This is a genomic window from Phycisphaerae bacterium, from assembly GCA_035275405.1.
GTDB lineage: Bacteria > Planctomycetota > Phycisphaerae > UBA1845 > UTPLA1 > DATEMU01.
In genome coordinates, this window is record DATEMU010000012.1 from 591903 (window position 1) to 610371 (window position 18469).

The window sequence follows — 18469 nt, forward strand, 5'->3', positions numbered from 1 at the left end:
CTCGTCGACTTGCGGACCGTCGCCCGCCGCGCCTCCTCGGTATCAGTATTGAGGAACGGCATCTCAAGCGTCTGTGAGCGGTCTCCGATGAAATCCGGCGTTTCGAGGGGATTGCCCAGTGCAAGGTACTCGGACGTGTCGGCGGCCGGCCAACCCGGGCCGCCAAGGATGGGGAGACGCCATGCAGCGGGAAGCGCTTTTCGAACATACTTCGTCCTGGCTCAATGACCGCATGTTCTCGCGTCGGCCGGCCACGCATTGGAAGGCGCTTCGTAGCGGAACCTTTCGCGACGGTCCCGTATCGTCAGACCTCCCGGTCGAGCGATTTGGCCCTCAAGACGATGGCCGGCACCCGGTGGGGTCGACGCGACTTGCCGAGATGGTCGCGTCGTTACTGGCTGCCGCCGAGGCCAAGGACTCCGGCAGCCGGCAACATGCCTGCCGTGTTGCCGCGCGGGCCCGCGAGTTGGGTTTGCGGAGGGGCCTTTCGGAAGGAGAGATGTCGGTCTTGGGGACGGCCGCGCTGCTGCACGACATTGGCAAGATCGGCATGCCCGACGCGATCCTGGCCAAGCCGGGGCCGCTCACGCGGGCGGAATATGCAACGATCCAGCGGCACCCCGCAATTGGCGAATCGATTCTTCGACCGTTTGCCGAATTCGACCAGGTTCGTTCGCTTGTGCGCCATCATCACGAATGGTACGACGGTCGCGGCTATCCTGACGGTCTGGCCGGTGAGCGCATTCCGCTGGGGGCGAGGATTCTGCAAGTCGCCGACAGCATTGACGCGATGCTCACGCCGCGAAGTTACAAGAGCGGCTGCACGGAAGAGGAAATCGTCGCGGAACTGACCCGCTGCCGAGGGACGCAGTTTGATCCGGCGATCGCCGATCTGGCGGTCGCAAGCCTCACGCGGGGGTGATGGCGATCCGTTCGATGTTAGGTCGACTGCGGATTGCCGCAGTCTCCAGTCCCGCCTAGACTCCGCTCGATGTCCGCCAAGCCAAGAGTTCTGGTCGCCATGAGCGGGGGCGTGGATAGCAGCGTTGCAGCCTGTTTGCTTTGTGAACAGGGCTACGACGTGATCGGGGTCTTTATGCGCCTGGGAGCCGTGGACGAGGCGGACGGGGAGGTGCGAGGGGAAGCAGCAGAGGGCGGCTGCTCCACAATTCCTCTGCCGATCCAGAGCGATCGCCATCGCGGGTGCTGTTCGGCGGCGGATGCGGGGGATGCGCGGTTTGTCGCCGGGAAGCTGGGGTTTCCGTTCTACGCCCTGAACTTTGAGGAGGAGTTCGGGCGGCTCAAGCAATACTTTGCGGATGAATACGCCGCCGCACGCACGCCCAACCCGTGCGTGCGGTGCAATCAGTGGCTCAAGTTTGGGCGGCTCATAGACTATGCCCAGACCGTCAAGGCCGAGTGGATTGCGACCGGTCATTACGCGCGAGTCGATCAGGACAATGGGCGGCCGCGGCTGCGCCGCGCGCGGGACCTGGCCAAGGATCAATCGTATGTGCTCTTCGGCGTCGCGCCGGAGACGCTGCGGCGGACACTATTCCCCCTCGGCGAGTTGACCAAGGACGAGGTTCGCGCAATCGCGCGGCGCTGGGATTTGCCCGTGCATGACAAGCCGGAGTCGCAGGATATTTGCTTTGCGCCCGATCGGGACTATGCCCGCGTCGTGCGGCGATACCGCGACGACGCTTTTGTCCCCGGCGAGATTCGGCACGTCGATGGCCGCGTGCTCGGGCGGCACGACGGCCTGGGGAACTTCACCGTCGGCCAGCGTCGCGGTCTGCGTGTCGCCGTCGGTCACCCCATCTACGTGACCGACCTGGACGCCGCAACGGCGACGGTGACGGTCGGTCCGCAGGCGTCGGTGCTCGCGGAGAGGGCATCGGCATCACAAATGTCGTGGCTGATCGAGCGGCCGGCGGCAGCGTTCCGCGCAGAGGTGCGGATACGCTACAACCATGAGGCGGCGCCAGGGGCGGTCGAGCCGTTGCCGGAAGACCGGGTCGAGGTACGCTTCGACGAGCCGCAATGGGCGATCACACCGGGACAGGCGATGGTGATCTATCGTGGCGACGAGGTCCTGGGGGGCGGGTGGATTGACTGAGAAGGGGTCCCCAGAGCCATTGGGGGCGAATCCACGTTAGCGCAACTGATTGTCTTTTCGGGCCTCGGCGGCAATCGGGGTTGCTTCTTTTTCGTCGAGCCAATCCACCCTGAATCCCGACTCGGTTCGCCTGAGGACGTGTCGTCCGCTGGAGAAAAGGAGGAGGTGCGAATCCCGGCAGACGGCCAGGGGCAGGTCTTCTCCGGGAGTTTGACGCGAGGCCCAGTTTTTGACGATGAGATCATAGTGATCCGGCGCGATGCCGCTAGAAATCTGTTCAAACGATTGCCACTGCTGCTCGAGGATTTCGGGATGCTGGGCGCTGAGTTGGCTGGCTAGAGCGACCTCCGCGAAGCGGGTCAGGGCGTCGAAGCATTCGCGCTGGCGGGCCTGACCGCGCGTCCAGACCACCATGAGGAAGAGGGCGGCGCCGCCCAGGGCGAGCCACGCGACGCGCCGCCAGAAGACGACCTTGCGCCGCAGGGCCTGGGTTTCGGAGATGGCGTCCTCGGACGATGCCAGCGTCGGTCGATTTCGATTTAGGTCAGCCGGATCCATGTGTCGCCGTTGGCTCACAGTGTCGCGCGAGGGCGCTCGATGTCAAGACAGTACGGTCATCTAATCGGCATCGGCCGAAATTATTTGCCAAAAAGCGTGATTCCAGCTATGGTTCCCGATCATGGAATTGCCTAAAAGGCCGTTGGGGGACGAATACACCCGTCCTGGCGCGTTCGGCGAGCTGTGCCGCCGTCTGGCGGAGCACCCCAGAATGCGCGAACTGACCGCCCTCGTTATGTACGCCTTTGACCGGCGGACGCGGCTTCTGCCGTTTCTCTTCGCGGACACGCGGATCATTCCCGCGGGAGTTCGCGCGGTCGCGGACACGCTCGACGCAGCGGGACTGACCAAGTCGCGCGTGGTCTTTCAACTTTGGTCCCCCAACATTCGACCCTCGCTCGCCCGGATCGACGGCCGAATCCCCGACATCGTCCTCATCAGCAGCATGCAGATTCACGCATTGGAAGCCTATAAAATGGTCGCCGATGCGTGCCGAATTGAGGAATCCAAGCGGCCGCTGATCCTCTGCGGCGGTCCGAAGTCGATTTACGAGCCCTGGGATTATTTCGGCCTCGGCGAGCGCGGCGAGATCAACGCCGATTGCTGCGTCACCGGCGAGTCCTACATCCTTCTTGAACTGCTGGACCGCTTGATCGACGAAGTCGGTCCCGGTCGGACGATTCGCCAGGCGTTTCTCAGGGCGCGCGACGAAGGGGTCTTGGAGGACATTCCAGGGTTGGTCTATCGGGTCGACGCGCCGGGCGGCAAGGAGGCCCACCTCGTCGATACGGGCATCCAGCGTCTCGTGCAATACCTCGACGAGTTGCCGATGCCGCTGTCGTCGTTTTACAAAATGGAGCCGCCGCACAAGCGCGAGACGCTGGCGCCGCGGCCGTTTCCCCATAACGACATTCAAAAGCGCGCGCGGATCAACTCCTTGATCATGACCATGGGCTGCAAGTTTCGGTGCAGCTATTGTCCGATCCCCGCGTACAACCAGAACACCTTTCGCTTCAAGAGCCCGGAGCGCCTCGGCGACGAAATGACGCTGCTCAACCAGAAGCTGGGCCTGCGCAACTTCTTCGGGACCGACGACAACTTCCTCAATCGCCGCGAGACGGTCGAGGACATCGTCAATCATCTCGCCTCCCGGCGGATCGACGGGATGCGCTTTAATAAGAAAGTGCGCTGGGCGACCGAAGCGACGATCCATGACGCGTTCAAGTGCATCGACTTGTTCGAGCAGATGCGCCGCGCCGGTCTGCGGGCGCTTTGGTTCGGCGTCGAGGACCTGACCGGCACAATGGTCAAGAAAGGCCAGGCCGGCACGAAGACGGCGGAAGTCTTCAAGGCGATGAACGACTGGGGCCTGTGCCCGATGCCGATGATGATGCACCACGACGGTCAGCCGCTGTATACCAAGGGCCGGCTGTATGGATTGATGAACCAGGTCCGTTACCTGCGCAAACACGGGGCCATCAGCGTGCAGATCACGGTCCTGACGCCTGCCGTCGGCACGAATTTCTTCGATAAACCCTATCAGGACGGGATTGTTTTCAAGTCGGTCGCCGGTCAGCGCGTGGACGAAGCGCAATTCGACGGGAATCACGTGGTCGCCAGCAGCGAAAAACGGCCGTGGCTCAAGCAATGGAACCTGATTGCCGGATATGCCAGCTTCTATAACCCGCTGAGCCTGCTGGGCGCGATGTTCATGCCCAAGCGGCGGCTCGCGGGGGCGGATATCGGGATGCAGTTCATCGGCATGGCGGCGCTGGCCAAGACGGCCCTGGATTCCGCGCGCTGGTCGTGGCGGCTTTTGCGGGGACCGGTCGAGCATTGCACCGCCGTGCCGGGTCCGCGATTGAAAATGGTCAAGGCCCGACCGCACGAGATTGAGACGAAGCGGCCGACGGCCATCCCACCAGATTCGCGGGAAGTGTATCAATTAGACACCATGACCCGTGAGAATCGGAGCCTTCCTCTTCCCATTTTCGCGGCGCCGTGAGTACCGGCCCGCCGCTTTCGCTACTCGCTATTCGACATTCGCTATTACCATGAAAGACAAAGGCGTCATCGTTTCATTTCGCGTCGATCGGCATCTGGCCGACGTGCTTAACAAGGTGCCGGACAAATCGTCGTTCATCCGCGACGTGATCCTGCGGAGCTTTTACGAGACCTGTCCGGTCTGTCGCGGCCGCGGCGTGCTTCCGGCGGAGCTGGCGCGCTGGGCGAGCCGGCAGCTCAAGTCCGACAAGGTCGTGGAGTGCAGTTGCTGTCGCTACGGGTATCCCGATTCGACGCGAACGGGTCGCCGCGCGGGGCAGAAGCGCGACGAGCGATACGTCTGTTCGCACTGCCAGCAACACGAGCACGCACACTGACGGGCTCATTGCCTTTCGCTTATCGCAAATCCCGCTAGACTGCCCGCCATGCCGCGCGGTCCATCTTTCCCATCTCCATCCCTCGCCGAGCGGCTTCTGGCCAATCGCAACTTCGTTTTGCTCTGGATCGCCTACGGAGTCTCCGCTTTCGGCGACCATCTCTCCGAGATTGCCCTCCTCAAGATGCAGAACGCCCTCGAAGTGACGGATGTCACGCGCCGCCAGGCGGCGATGCTCTTTGTCTTCATGTTCCCCTTCTTTCTCCTGGGCCCCGTCTTTGGAGCCCTTGCTGATCGCCTGCCCCGAAAGTGGATCATGGTCTTCGCGGATGTGATCCGCGCCGTGATTATTTTCGAGATGGTCTTCCTCCTCACCGGCATTCACCGCTGGGCAGCGCCCGACGATCCTCCCGGCGCGCCCATCTCCATCGCGGTGGCCATGATCCCCATGCTGATGATGGGATTGTTCGCGGCGATGTTCTCTCCGGCCCGTCTCGCGCTCCTGCCGACGCTGATTCGACCGAATCAAATCGTCCGCGCCAACGCCGCCACGGCGGGGCTGGGGATGATCGCCAGCATTGCCTCGGCGGTGGCCGGCGGCTGGCTGGTGGAGAATGTCGGCGAGATCTGGAACTTCCGCGTGGACGCCCTCACTTTCGTCGTCAGCGCGCTGTGCATTCTTTTCATCCGACCGCCGGTCATCGAACATAGTGAGCGGGTAACGCACGGCGCCCATGCGATCGCCGAAGGATTCCGCTATGTCGCCCGCCACCGGCGCGTCGGCGAGATCATCCTCATCTCGGCCATCCTGTGGGCAGGGGCCTCCATCGTGCGCAGCGTCATTCCCGCGCTCGTCAAAGACGTGTTCGGCGGTACGTATCAGGACATTGGCTACTACCAGGGCATGCTCGGCGGCGGCCTCCTGCTCGGCTCGATCGTTCTCACTCTCCTCGGCGACTCCCTCAAGAGCGGCCTGGCCATCAGTTGGTCGCTGAAGCTGGCCGGTCTCAGCGGCCTGATCATTGCGGCGAGCGTGCAGTTCAAATGGCCGCAGGTCGTGTGCGCCGCGGCGATCATCCTGCTGGGTGTTTTCGGCGCGGGCATTCAAGTCAGCGTAAACGCCCTCCTACAGCGAATTGTGCCGGACTATATCCGCGGCCGCATCTTCGGCGTCCACGATCTGTGCACCATGAGCGGTCTGCTCCTCGCGACGGGGTTTCTCAGCATCCCCAACTGGCCGGAAATCGATCGCCACATCGCCTGGATCGCCGGCCTCACGTCGCTGGCGCTTTTCTTGACCGGCCTCTGGACGACTCTCGTGCGATTGAAAAGGGGCCGGTTTGGCCGGGCGATCACGTTCTGGAAGAACCTCAACGAGTTCTATTGCCGATTCTGGCCGCGCGTGCGGCGCGAGGGCATTTGCACCGTCCCGGCCGAAGGGCCGGTCATTGTCGCCGCCAATCACGTGTCGACCCTCGACCCGTTTCTGCTCACGGCGACAAGCCCCAATCGTTACGTCAGCTTCATGATCGCGCGGGAATTTGCCCGGATTCCCTTCTTCAGCCGGCTGGTGGAAATGGTGGAATGCGTGCCCGTGAATCGCACCGGCAGCGACATCGCGTCGGTCAAGGCGGCTTTGCGACATCTGGAACAAGGCCGGTGCCTGGGCATTTTCCCCGAGGGCCGGATTCGACGCCCCGATGAGACCATCAAGATTCGCGAAGGCGTCGGCATGCTCGCGCTGCGCAGTGGTGCAACGGTCGTCCCCGCCTACATTTCCGGGGTCCACCAGCCGTTTTACCTCCGGCGTACGCGGCTCCTCGATTGGATCAGCGTCCTCATGCCGTTTCTCCGGCGTCATCACGCGCGGGTTCGCTATGGTCCGCCGGTGGATCTGTCGCGCTGGCATGATCGGGAAAAGGATCGGGAGGCGCACCGCGAGGCGGCCGAGCACATCATGGAAAGGATTGCGGCGTTGGCCATGGACGGTGCGCCGCAAACGGGGCAGCGGCCCTAGCCTTTGGGAGATTGTGTTTGGTATGATGACCTGATCGCCGGCTGTTTTCGCTGGAAGCGGCGGAGAGCGGCGTTGAATCAAACAGGGATTCCCATGCGAAAACTTTGGCCGACTTTCTTGTTGGGGGTAGCGTTGTACTTTTCTGCGGACCGAGCCGTCGCCGACGTGATTGAAGAATTCACCTGTGCCGCATATGGAACAGGGTGCACCAATGTGATCCCGGCGGGAGCCCCCATTGTCACATTCGGCGCCATGGCGCCGTCGGTGATCACGGTCCCAAATCTTGGCGCGGATGCAACAATTCTGGACGTCAACGTATCCATCAAGTTAAGTCACAATTGGCGCGGCGATGTGACGGCGTATCTATGGGCGCCCGGAACGCCGGCTCAGGAACTCTTCTCGAATCCGGGGACTTCCCAGAACAACGCCAACGACATCGACGTCACGCTGGACGACGAAGCCGCGACGAACATCTTTTTAAGCCCGTGCGCGGGCGCGATGGCCTGCGTAGGTACGTTTCAGCCCGAAACAATTCCACTCTCGACCCTTGACGGAAAAAATCCGAGCGGTACTTGGACATTGGGTATCACCGACGGCGGCAGCAACGACACGGGTGCGTTACAGGCATGGTCTATCCGCCTGACGCTGGCCGATGGCGACGATGACGGCGTGCAGGACGGCGAAGACAATTGTATTGATACGGCCAATACCAATCAGGCCGACGGTGACGGCGACGGGATTGGCGATGCCTGCGACGTCTGCCCTGCCTTGGCGGGGGTCGATCAGGATGATCCCGACAGCGACGGTGTCGGCGATGAGTGCGACAACTGCCCCAACGCCGCGAACTCAGACCAGCCCGATCCCGACAACGACGGCCGCGGCAGCGCCTGCGACAATTGCCCGTCCGTGGCGAATTTCGATCAGGCCGACACCGACGGCGATGCGTTCGGAGACGTTTGCGATTCCAATCCGACGGTGTTCAACCCGGACGATCAGGGAGGAGAGCCGGAACCGGGGCCGGGAACCGGGGCGTCGTGCGGAACCTGTGCGGCCGGGACACCTCTACCGATGCTTGTGTCAGTTGCGATCTTGCCGATCCTGCGACGTCGCCGACGCTAATCGTCTCCGCCGAATCCGCTAATTCGTACCTTGCGTTGGCGCCGTGACCGGTTCACCGCGGGCCGTGAGTTCCGTCGGCGTCGGGAAGGGCAGCTTCTTGATTTGCTCTTCGATGAGCGATTTTTTTCCGACGAGGACCAGGAGCGCCTGCTCCAAGGGGACGGCGGCAGAGGCCAGTTTGTTGAGTCCGCCCGCCGACTGATTGGAGATCGCCGCCAGATCGTCGCCGAGCGTCGAGAACGGCAGGCCGTTCTGCTCCAGGAGCGCCGCTTGCGAAAGGATTCCGTTGAGCCCTTCGAACGACTGGATCAATTCCATTCGATTGGTCTCACGGGCCTTGCCGGCCTCTTCGTCGGAGACGTCTCCGCCCCGAATCTTCTTGAACTCCTTGAGGAATTCGGCCAGCGCCGCGCCGGTGTGTTCGGCCTGCACGTCGCAGCCGGCGGAGAAATAGCCCGTTCGCGGCGTCATGGTGTATCCGCAGCGAGCACCGTAGGTATAGCCGTGATCCTCGCGGAGGTTCTGATTCAGGCGGCTGGTGAAGCTGCCGCCGAGGATGGTGTTGAACAGCTCCAGCTTGATGCGGTCGGGTGAGGCGTAGGTCGGACCCGGCATGAAAAAGCGGATGACCGTCTGCACCGCGTCGGGCTTGTCGACGACGACGACGCGTAGCGCCGAGTTTGCCGGAGGCGGCAAGGCCTGGCGGGGGGGGCGGGCGGCACTTCGCGCCGACGAGTCGTTTTTCCAATCAGCCAGTACCTTTTCCAGGGACGCCTTGGCTTCATCGGCGGTCAAGTCGCCGGCGATGAACAACGTCGCCCGGGACGGGATCAGCAGCTCGGCATGACAGGCCTTGAGGGCTTCGACGGACAGATTCTCGACGGTGTCGACCGTGCCCTCGGCGGGCCGGCCGTAAGGGTGATCGTCGCCGTAGAAAGCGCGCAGACCGACGCGCCCCGCGACTTGTTGCGGTCGATCCTCCGCGCGTTTGAGCCCCTCGAGGTGCAGTCGTTTCTCTCGGTCCCACTCCTTCTCCTCGAAGCGCGGCCGCAAAACGGCGTCGCTGAAGAGGGCGAGACCCTGGTCGAGGTTCCGCTTGAGGACCGAGAGCCGCACGCTGGTCGTTTCCTGGCCCGCCGAGGCGCTGAAGTCCGCGCCGAGCTTGTCGAGCGCGTCGGCGAATTCGATGGCGCCCAGCGGGCCCGCGCCCTCGTCCAACATGCTGGCCGTCAAGAAGGCGCGACCTGACTGGGCGGGCGAATCCTCCATCGCGCCGCCGTCGATCTGCAGGAGCACGCTGACCAGCGGCAACTCCGACTTTTTCCAATGCCGCACGGGTATTCCGTTGGATAGCGTGAAGGATTGGGGCGCCTGCGGCGTGAAGGCGGCCGCGGCGGCGGTTTCCGGTCGCTTGTCGCGGGCCGTGGTCAACTCGACGGCAGTCTTTTCGGGCAGGACCCGCATGATGAGCCGGGCATCCTGTGTCAGCACCTTGCGCGCCCAGTCGCGGACGCCGTCGGTCGTCGCCTGGCGATAACGATCCAGATCACGTTTGAAGCCGTCGGGCTCGCCGAAGGCGAAGTTGTATTCGTTGAGGCTGTCCGCCTTGTTGAGAAGGGATTGCAGGCCGGTGATCGTCGCGTATTCGATCTTCGCTTTTTGGCGCTCCAGCTCCTCCGCCGTGGGCCCCTGGGCGAGGAACTCGGCGATGACCTCATCCGTCGCGGCCTCGACCTTGTCCAACGAGACTTCCTGGCGGGCCGTTACCTCGATGGTGAATAATGAGCCCAGCAGGCTGGATTGCTGATTCGCCTCGACCGCCGTGGCCAGTTTGTCCGTGTAAATCAACCGCTGGTACAGGCGGCTGGAGATCCCGTCACTGAGGACCGCAGCGGCGAGGTCCATCTCCGCATCGCCGGGGGCGAAGTGCGCGGGGCTGTGATAGACCATCGTCGTCCGCGGGAACTGCACCGAGTCGGTGTAGGTCACGCGACGGACTTCGGACAGCGTGATGGGTTCGGCGGTCTTGTGCGCCGGTTGAGCCGCGCGCGGCAAAGTGCCGAAGAGCTTCTCGATCAGCGGCATGATGATCTTCGGATCAAAGTCGCCCGCCACCACCAGCGAGGCATTATTCGGCACGTAATAGGCCGCGAAAAAATCCGTCACGTCGCGGACGGTTGCGGCTTCCAGATCTTCGTGCGACCCGATTACGGTATGGTGATAGGGGTGCTCGGGCGGGTACATGAGTTCGCCGATCTTTAGATCCGCCCTGCCATAGGGGCGCATTTCGCTGGTCTGCCGGCGCTCGTTGCGGACGACCTCGCGCTGCTTGTCCAGCTTCTCCTTGGTCATCTCCTTGCCGAGATCTTCCAGGCGATCAGCGTCCAACCAGAGCAGCGTCGGCAGGAGGCTCGAGGGCCCGAACGAGAAGTAGTTTGTCCGGTCCTCAGAGGTTGACGCATTATTGAAGCCGCCCTCGGTCTCCATGAGCACGTCGAAGGCGTTTCCGGGCACGCGGCGGGTGCCCATGAACATGAGATGCTCGAAGAGGTGCGCGAACCCGCTCCGCCCCGGGGCCTCGTCCTTGGAGCCGACGTAGAACCAAGTGTTGATGCAGGCGACGGGCAGGCTGTGGTCCTCGTGGAGGATGACGGTCATGCCGTTGGACAACTGGTATTTCTCGTACTTGACTTCCTGGGCCGAAGTCCTGTCCGTTACGATGAGGAGAGCGAAGACAATCAAGCATTTTCGGATCATGGGGTTACTCCGCCTGCCGTGGGTTTCAGAATGATCGATAGTTTAATCGACGGCGTGCCCTCCGCCTAACGCGGCGCGACCGAAGTAATGGGGTGGCCCGCCAGCGTTGACATCGCCTCGGACTGCGGCAATGCTGCCTCGCCATGAAGCTGATTGTCCAGATTCCCTGCTTGAACGAGGAGGAGACGCTGCCCGCCACGCTGCGCGACATTCCCCGCCAGATTCCGGGCATCGACAAGGTCGAGATCCTGATCATCGACGACGGCTGCACGGACCGGACGCTGGAGGTCGCCCGCGCGAATGGCGTCGATCACATCATCAAATTCCCCGGCAATCGCGGCCTGGGCCATGCCTTTGCGGCGGGGATGGACCGCTGTCTGTCGCTGGGGGCCGACATCATCGTCAATACCGACGGCGACAATCAGTATTTTGGAGGAGACATTCCCAGGCTCGTGCAGCCGATCCTGGAGGGGCGGGCGCATCTGGTGATCGGCGACCGCGAACCGGACAAGGTAGCGCACTTTTCATTCGTCAAGAAGAAACTACAAATTCTGGGGAGCAAAGTCGTCAGCGTTCTGGCGGATGTTCCCGTGCCGGATGTCGCCAGCGGCTTTCGGGCCTACAGCCGCGAGGCGGCGATGCGCCTGGTCTGCTCGACGGACTTCGATCACACCGTCGATCACGCCATCCAGGCGGGCCGCAAGCACCTGATCACGGTCAGCGTTCCGATCCGCACGAACGAGAAGCTTCGCGAGAGCCGACTGTTCTCGAACATCGGCGTGTTCATCACCCGCTCCGTCGGCATCATGGTGCGGGTCTATTCATCGTATCAAGCGATGAAGATCTTCACCGCCGCCGGGCTCGTAGTGATGTCGGTCGGCGTGGTCATCGGCCTGCGCTTTCTGTACTACTTTTTCTTCACGGACCAGCACGATCTGCACATCCAGTCGCTCATCCTGAGCGCGATCCTGCTCATTGCGGGGTTTCAGATGATCCTCACGGGCATCGTCGCCGACCTCATCAACAGCAGCCGGGCGGTGCTGGAGGATGTGTCGTATCGGTTAAGACGGTTGGAAGATACCCGACGCGAGGAATGACCACGTCGACACTCACGGACTATCTCGATCCCTCTTCCTTTCGCAGCGCCGCGAGTTGCACCGTCCTGACGGACAGGATGGGCGCCGCGTTCTTTAGTTCCTCCAGGACGGCTTCCGGCACGGCGCCATCTATCTTGAGGAGCATGAGCGCGGTCCTGGCCCGCCGCGAGAGCGCCATATCCGCGATATTGATCTGGTGATCGCCGAACAGCGTTCCCACGAGCCCGATCACGCCCGGTCGATCGTCGTTGAAGATCAGCACGAGCAGTCCCTCCGGCACCATTTCCATGCGGTAGCCGTCGATGGCCAAAATGCGCGGCACGCCGTCGAGGAAGACCGCGCCCTCGACGTGATGCACCTCGCCGCCGTGCTCGATTTTAAGGGTGACGATCTCGAAGAACTCGCGCCGGCTCGAATGGGCCGCGTGATGGACCTCGATCCCCCGTTGCTGCGCAAAGCTGCGCGCATTGACGAGGTTCAACCGCCCTTCGATGTGCGGGCTCATGAGCTCGGCCACGGCGTGCAGGGCCAGCGTCGGACACAGCGCCGTGAGCGCATCGCCGCCGTGGGTCATCACATCCACGCGGTCGATCCCGCCGCCACACAACGGCGCCAGGATCGCCGCCATTCGGCTCGTCAGGTCCAGATACGCGCGGTCGCGCGCGGAAAGGTGCGCCGGAAGCCCCGCGACGTTGACCGCTCCGCGGATCACGCCGTTTTGCAGAAAGTCGATCAGCGATTCGACCGCTTCGGTAGACACCGCCGTCTGTGCCTCCTCCGTGGATGCGCCCAGATGCGGGGTCAGGACGATGTTTTTGCACGTCAGCAGGGGACTGTCCCGGGGCGGCTCCGCGAAAAACACGTCCACCGCCGCGCCGGCGAGGCGACCGGCATTGAGCAGCGCGGCCAGGGCCGTCTCATCAACCAGCCCGCCGCGGGCGCAATTGATCACGACGGCGGACTTTTTCATCCGCGTGAGTTGTTCGGCGCCGATCATGCCCCTGCTTTCCGGCGTCATGGCCGCGTGAAGCGTGAGGCAGTCGATCTGCGGCAGGAGATCATCCAGGCTGCGGACGACCTGCACCCGGCCTTCAAGAGCGGTGTCCGTGCTCAGCAGCGGGTCATACGCCATGACGTTCATTTTCAGTCCGATGGCCCGCTCGGCGACGGCCCGCCCGACGCGTCCCAGTCCGACGATGCCCAATACCTTCCCGGCCGCCTGTCGTCCGACAAACTTTTTGCGCTCCCATTTGCCCTCGACGACGTGCGCGTGGGCCTGCGGAAGACTGCGCAGGATGGACAGCAGCATGGCAATAGTGTGTTCGGCGGTGGAGATGGTATTGGCATCCGGCGTATTGATGACGAGGACGCCGGCCGCTGTCGCCGCCGCGACATCGACGTTATCCACACCGACGCCGGCGCGGGCAATGACTTTGAGCCGCCCGGGCCGGGCCAGCACCGGCGCGCCGACCTGTACGCTCGATCGGATGATCATCCCGTCGTATTCGCCGACGATCTGGGCAAGCTGATCGGCACTCAGTCCCGTGCGGACCTCGGCCGAAAACCCCGGCACTTCGCGCAACCTCGCGAGCCCTTCTTCGGCGATCATGTCGGCGACGAGGACTTTCATGGGAGACTGGGTCCTTTAGGTCCAACTGGACCTATTTCCTTCACCTCCGCCTGAATGACCAGATCCTTCATCCCGGCGATCGCCTGAAGGACCGGAGCGGGAATAGGCTGATTGAGACGAATGGCGGCGACGGCGGTCTTGCCGCCCTGGAACGGCGAGTTTGTCATGGCGCCCACGTTGATATTCGCCCGGCGGAGGTGGTCGAGTACCGCGGCGAGCACCCCGACTTTGTCATAATGGCGCACGACGAGCTGGCAACTAGCCGGTGCCTGCGTCTCGATATTGAGACCGTTGGGCACTTGGCCGGTCGCGGCAAATGTCCGCACGATCCGAATGGTCTCTGCGGCGATCGCGTTTTGTGCCTGGTCCGTGGACGCGCCGATGTGATGTGTGCCGTAGACGACGCCGGCGTTCATGATCGAGGCGTGGAAGGCCGCCTGGCCGGACTCCGGCTCGTCCGGATAGACATCCAATCCCACGCGAATCCCCCGTTCGCGGACGGCCTTCTCCAGCGCGGAATAATCCACCACCTCGGCCCGCGACGTATTGATGAAATAGCTGCCCGGTTGGAGCCGTTCCAGCACGGCCGCGTCGATGATGCTCCGGGTGTCCGGCGTCATCGCCACATGGACCGTGAGGATGTCGCAATTGCCCGCCACCTGGCCCGGCGTCTCGCAGCGAACGATGGACAGCTCGTCGGACTGCTCCGCCGTAAGCGACCGGCTCCACGCGATCACCTTCATCTCAAACGACAGGGCCCTTTGCACGACGGCTCGGCCGATCTGTCCGAGGCCGATGACGCCCAGTGTCCGCCCCTTGAGCCCGCGGGCCTGGGAATACTCCTTTTTATTCCAGCGACCTTGTCGCAGATCGATGACGTTTTCGACGATGCGGCGGTCGAGGGCGAGGATGAGTGCAAAAGTCAGTTCCGCCACGGCGACCGCATTCTTGCCGGGACAGTTCGCGACATAGACTCCGCACTGGCTGGCGGCCCCGACGTCGATGGTGTTGAAGCCGGCCCCGGCACGAATCACCAGCCCCAAATGGGGCGAGGCCTCGAACATATCGGCCGTGACTTCGGTGCTACGGACAATGAGTACGGCGGCCCGAGTCTGGATCAGGGCGTCGCGAAGGGCGCTGCCGTTCAGGCCCGGATCGCACACGACTTCAAAACCGGCGGCGCGAAGCTCGTCGAGGCCCCACGATTCGAATTTGTCCGCGATCAGGACTTTCATGCCGCGACTCCGATTACGGCGATGGGTATAAGTACGTATCCATCGCGTCGGGCGAATCATCGTCGCTTGACCTGCGGTCGGCGTCAAGATCGCCGTCGGTTCGGCGGTCAAAAATTGACAGGCCGCGCCGCAGAGGATAGAAAGCCGCGAGCGCCGCGCTGCAACGCGGCCCGGAGATCCGAGTTGGCCACTGCCACAACCACAGCCGGTAAACTTTCCCGCTTCAGCGACTTTTCGCGCCGCGTGGTCGCCAGCTTCGGCGATTTTTGCATTTTCTCCGGTGAGACGTTTTGGTGGACCAGCCGCGATTTGGGCAAGCCGCAACTCTGGCGCTTGCTGATGCCGCAGTTGTACGAAGTCGGCTACCGTTCGCTTCCGGTCGTGCTCATCACGGGGGCTTTCGTGGGCATGGTCCTCGCCGTCCAGGCCATCGAACAATTTCGCGCCGTCGGCCTCGAAGAGCGCATGGGCGCGGTGGTCAATATTTCCGTCGTCCGCGAGTTGGGGCCGGTCCTCGCCGGCGTTATGCTTGCCGGCCGCGTCGGCGGGGCGCTGACCGCCGAGTTGGGCACCATGAAAGTGACGGAGCAAATCGACGCCCTCCGCAGCATGGGCGTCGACCCGGTCAATTACCTCGTCGTCCCGCGCGTGTTCGCCTGTATCCTGCTGACCCCGGTTCTGACGCTCTACGCCGACCTGACCGGCTCGATCGGCGGCTGGTTCATTTCCGTCGTCCAGCGCGGCGTCGACAGCGGTCCCTATTGGGAATTCACCGAGATGTCGGTCGATACGTTCGATCTGATGTCGGGCGTGCTCAAGGCTTTCTTTTTCGGCGCGGCCCTCGGTCTGATCAGTTGTTACAAGGGCTTTTTCTGCCGGCCGGGTGCGGAGGGCGTCGGCCGGGCTTGCACGGAGTCGTTCGTCGCGTCCTTCATCGCCATCCTCGCCCTTGACTACTTCCTCGCCGAACTGCTCCAAACCATCAGCGTTCGGTTGTGGGGCTTCCGCAGCTTCATCTAGGCTAAACTACCCTCGTCATGGGCGAATCCAACAACGAGCCAATCATCGAGTTGCGGGGCGTAAGCAAACGCTTTGGCTCGTTGACCGTCCTGGACAAGCTCGACCTGGCCTTTGAAAAAGGCAAGACGACAGTCATCATCGGTGAATCGGGCACCGGCAAGAGCGTGCTGCTCAAGCACATCGTGATGCTGCTTCGTCCGGACAGCGGTGAGGTCTATTTCCACGGAAAACGCGTGGACAACCGTTCCGAAGTCGAGCTGGTCGAAGTTCGCCGCCGCTTCGGAGTACTTTTCCAGATGGGGGCCCTGTTCGACTCGATGACGGTCGAGGAAAATGTCGCCTTCCCCATCCTTCAGCACAATGACAAGCCGCCCGCCGATCTCAAGGAGACGGTCACCCAGAAGCTGAAGATGGTCGGGCTCGAGGGGCTCGAACGCCGGCGGCCGGGAGAGATTTCGGGCGGCCAGAAGAAGCGCGTGGCCCTGGCACGGGCCGTCGCGCTCGATCCGGAAGTCATTCTCTACGATGAGCCGACGACCGGCCTGGACCCCGTGCGGGCCGATGTCATTAATGAGATGATCCTGAAGCTCAAGCAGGAATTGAATGTGACCGGCATCGTCGTGACGCATGACATGACCAGCGCCTTTAAAGTGGGCGACCGCATCGTGATGCTCCATCACGGCAAGATCATCGCGGACGAAGAGCCGGAATGGTATCGAAAGTGCAAAGATCCCGTGGTTCGCCGCTTTGTAGACGGGCAGGCCGACATGAAGGACTTGGCGGCCTTGGAAGCGGTCTAAACGCCTTTGGAATCTACGCGAGGAACAGTATGCCGAGCAAAAACAAGAACATCGTCGTCGGGGCCTTCGTCCTGGCCGGTTTTGTCGTCATGGGCGGGCTCATCGTCGCCTTCGGCGGCGGTCGGATGCTCTTCGGCACCTACGAACTGAAGGTGCTCTTTCCCAAGGGCGTCCAGTCCATCCAGCAGGGCCAGACCGTGACGCTTTATGGAAAGCGTGTCGGAGAAACCAAGGAAGTGATCTTCGTCGATGAGAATGCTGTGGAAAAAGGCGTCATTGTGGTGGTGAAGGTGGAAGGCTTCGATCTGCCCGCGACGCTGGAGATGGTCGTCACACCGAACCTCATGGGCCTCGGCAAGGCGCCCGTCGACCTCGTCGTCCGCGACCCGTCGGACAAGAACAAACTCCCCAAAGACGACACCGCTCAGATTCCCGGCCGGATTCGGCAGCCTCTGGATCAGCTCCTCCCGCCGGAGATGCAGAAATCGCTCAAGGACATGACGACCCACATCGGCGAACTGGCCGCCCGCTTCAAGCCCGTCGCCGAAAACCTCGGCCGCATGCTCGAGGCCCGCAAGCTGGAGGACGTCGACGCCCGCACCGCCGCCGCCAACCTCGATAGCGTGGTCCAGCGGTTCGATGCCACCCTGAAGGCCTTTGAGGAAGTGATCGGCGATCCCAAGAACCAGGAGAACTTCGCCGCCCTGATTGCCAACAGCCGCAAAATCTCCGAGACCGGTATCGCCACGATGGAAAACGTCCGCGAGATCACGCAGGAGGGTAAACAGGTCACGAAGGACGTGGGCGAGTTGATGCGCAAGCTGGTCTCGACCGCCGATGACATGTCCGCCGTGCTCAAGCGCATGGAGCAGACGGTCGCCTCGCTGAACGACAAGAACGGCACGGTCGGCCTGCTGCTCAACGACAACCGGCTCTACGAGGAGCTGCTGCTCTCGGCCCGCCGGCTGACCAAGATGCTCGATGACGTTCGCGAGGTGATGGACCTGGCCAAGAAGGGTCAGTTGCGGATCCGGGCGTTTTGAATAAAGGAAGACCTCCCCGAACGCAACCGTTTCGAACTTTGGGAAGCTGCCAAAACGGCAGATTATAGCGGCCGGTCTGTTAACCGCGAGAGCGCGGGTTATGTCTAGCAACGGTTTTCCGCGCTCTCCAACATGGTTCCGCGGCGGGTATGCGAAGGAGACCCCATCTTGCAATTCTAAGTCTGGGTTGGGTACTATTGAATCGGGTTCCCTTAAGAGAGCCTCCTTTCTCTACTCTCCGGCCCGAGAGATTGGGAACCCGGCCCCGCCGCAACGGTGGGGCTTTTTTGTGATCAGTGGGACCGACCATTTACGCACCTTCTATGCCTACCCATCCCTGCCCCAAGTGTGGCCGACAGCTCAATCAAAGCGGCGAGGCGGCGGTCGATGAAAGGGTGTACCCGATCTATCAGTGTGACGAGTGCATCGTCGTCACCGAATTCATGGGTCGGACAATCGAGATGGCATTGACGTTTGCACTTGGCGACGATGGGAAGCCGTTCGATCCCGCAAGCCCCGACGGTCACCTATCTCTCTGAGCGCCCGTTCCGATACGAACCGTGGCAGTTCACTTAGTTCGACTTTCCTTGTTCGGACCCGGCAGCCGCGAAGGTCTTCGGCGGAAGTCCTCCCGGCAGGTCCTTGGTAACAGCCAACGAGAATGGTATTATTGCTTCTCTCGTCCCTCAAATCG

At 62.6% G+C, this 18469-nt stretch carries 15 protein-coding genes; 11 read left to right on the forward strand and 4 right to left on the reverse strand.

All coding sequences use genetic code 11. From position 1 onward, the window contains the following. Positions 1–181: 181 nt before the first annotated feature. Entirely contained in the window at positions 182–922 is a 741-nt protein-coding gene (locus VJZ71_15380; GenBank protein HKQ49452.1) for an HD-GYP domain-containing protein, read from the forward strand. A 69-nt stretch (positions 923–991) separates the two neighbouring features. Next, positions 992–2119: a tRNA 2-thiouridine(34) synthase MnmA gene (gene mnmA / locus VJZ71_15385; GenBank protein HKQ49453.1), complete on the forward strand. Its 1128-nt coding sequence runs from the start codon at positions 992–994 to the stop codon at positions 2117–2119. A 36-nt stretch (positions 2120–2155) separates the two neighbouring features. On the opposite strand, the gene VJZ71_15390 is transcribed toward mnmA, so the two are convergent. After that, positions 2156–2677 carry a hypothetical protein gene (locus VJZ71_15390; protein ID HKQ49454.1) on the reverse strand — a complete coding sequence of 174 codons (522 nt, stop codon included), beginning with the start codon at positions 2675–2677 and terminating at the stop codon, positions 2156–2158. A 211-nt stretch (positions 2678–2888) separates the two neighbouring features. Between VJZ71_15390 and VJZ71_15395 the strand changes: the two genes are divergently transcribed. The 4 genes from VJZ71_15395 to VJZ71_15410 all read left to right on the forward strand — a co-directional run bounded on the left by VJZ71_15395 (position 2889) and on the right by VJZ71_15410 (position 8193). Then, complete coding sequence (locus VJZ71_15395; GenBank protein HKQ49455.1) at positions 2889–4682, forward strand: radical SAM protein; 1794 nt, start codon at positions 2889–2891, stop codon at positions 4680–4682. A gap of 49 nt (positions 4683–4731) precedes the next feature. Continuing rightward, on the forward strand, positions 4732–5058 hold the full coding sequence (locus VJZ71_15400; GenBank protein HKQ49456.1) for a hypothetical protein: 327 nt from the start codon (positions 4732–4734) through the stop codon (positions 5056–5058). 48 nt (positions 5059–5106) lie between these two features. Continuing rightward, on the forward strand, positions 5107–7074 hold the full coding sequence (locus tag VJZ71_15405; protein ID HKQ49457.1) for an MFS transporter: 1968 nt from the start codon (positions 5107–5109) through the stop codon (positions 7072–7074). 93 nt (positions 7075–7167) lie between these two features. After that, a complete protein-coding gene (locus VJZ71_15410; GenBank protein ID HKQ49458.1) occupies positions 7168–8193 on the forward strand; it encodes a proprotein convertase P-domain-containing protein in 1026 nt (341 codons plus the stop codon). An 18-nt stretch (positions 8194–8211) separates the two neighbouring features. Here the strand turns inward: VJZ71_15410 and VJZ71_15415 are convergent, their stop codons facing one another. Continuing rightward, positions 8212–10950 carry a pitrilysin family protein gene (locus tag VJZ71_15415; GenBank protein HKQ49459.1) on the reverse strand — a complete coding sequence of 913 codons (2739 nt, stop codon included), beginning with the start codon at positions 10948–10950 and terminating at the stop codon, positions 8212–8214. A 143-nt stretch (positions 10951–11093) separates the two neighbouring features. Here VJZ71_15415 and VJZ71_15420 point away from each other — a divergent pair, with 143 nt between their 5' ends. After that, complete coding sequence (locus VJZ71_15420; GenBank protein ID HKQ49460.1) at positions 11094–12047, forward strand: glycosyltransferase family 2 protein; 954 nt, start codon at positions 11094–11096, stop codon at positions 12045–12047. Between the two features lie 19 nt (positions 12048–12066). On the opposite strand, the gene serA is transcribed toward VJZ71_15420, so the two are convergent. Together serA and VJZ71_15430 are read right to left on the reverse strand one after the other, a co-directional pair. Beyond that, entirely contained in the window at positions 12067–13677 is a 1611-nt protein-coding gene (gene serA, locus VJZ71_15425; GenBank protein HKQ49461.1) for a phosphoglycerate dehydrogenase, read from the reverse strand. Then, complete coding sequence (locus tag VJZ71_15430; protein ID HKQ49462.1) at positions 13674–14912, reverse strand: NAD(P)-dependent oxidoreductase; 1239 nt, start codon at positions 14910–14912, stop codon at positions 13674–13676. Before VJZ71_15430 ends, serA begins: the two co-directional genes overlap by 4 nt. A gap of 183 nt (positions 14913–15095) precedes the next feature. Between VJZ71_15430 and VJZ71_15435 the strand changes: the two genes are divergently transcribed. The 4 genes from VJZ71_15435 (at position 15096) to VJZ71_15450 (ending at position 18314) form a co-directional block, all read left to right on the forward strand. Continuing rightward, positions 15096–15932, forward strand: a complete 837-nt coding sequence (locus tag VJZ71_15435) for an ABC transporter permease (protein ID HKQ49463.1) — start codon at positions 15096–15098, stop codon at positions 15930–15932. A 17-nt stretch (positions 15933–15949) separates the two neighbouring features. Next, on the forward strand, positions 15950–16732 hold the full coding sequence (locus VJZ71_15440; protein ID HKQ49464.1) for an ABC transporter ATP-binding protein: 783 nt from the start codon (positions 15950–15952) through the stop codon (positions 16730–16732). Positions 16733–16761: 29 nt separating this feature from the next. Further along, a complete protein-coding gene (locus VJZ71_15445) occupies positions 16762–17775 on the forward strand; it encodes a hypothetical protein (GenBank protein HKQ49465.1) in 1014 nt (337 codons plus the stop codon). 323 nt (positions 17776–18098) lie between these two features. Then, positions 18099–18314: a hypothetical protein gene (locus tag VJZ71_15450; protein HKQ49466.1), complete on the forward strand. Its 216-nt coding sequence runs from the start codon at positions 18099–18101 to the stop codon at positions 18312–18314. The last annotated feature ends 155 nt before the right edge of the window (positions 18315–18469 follow it).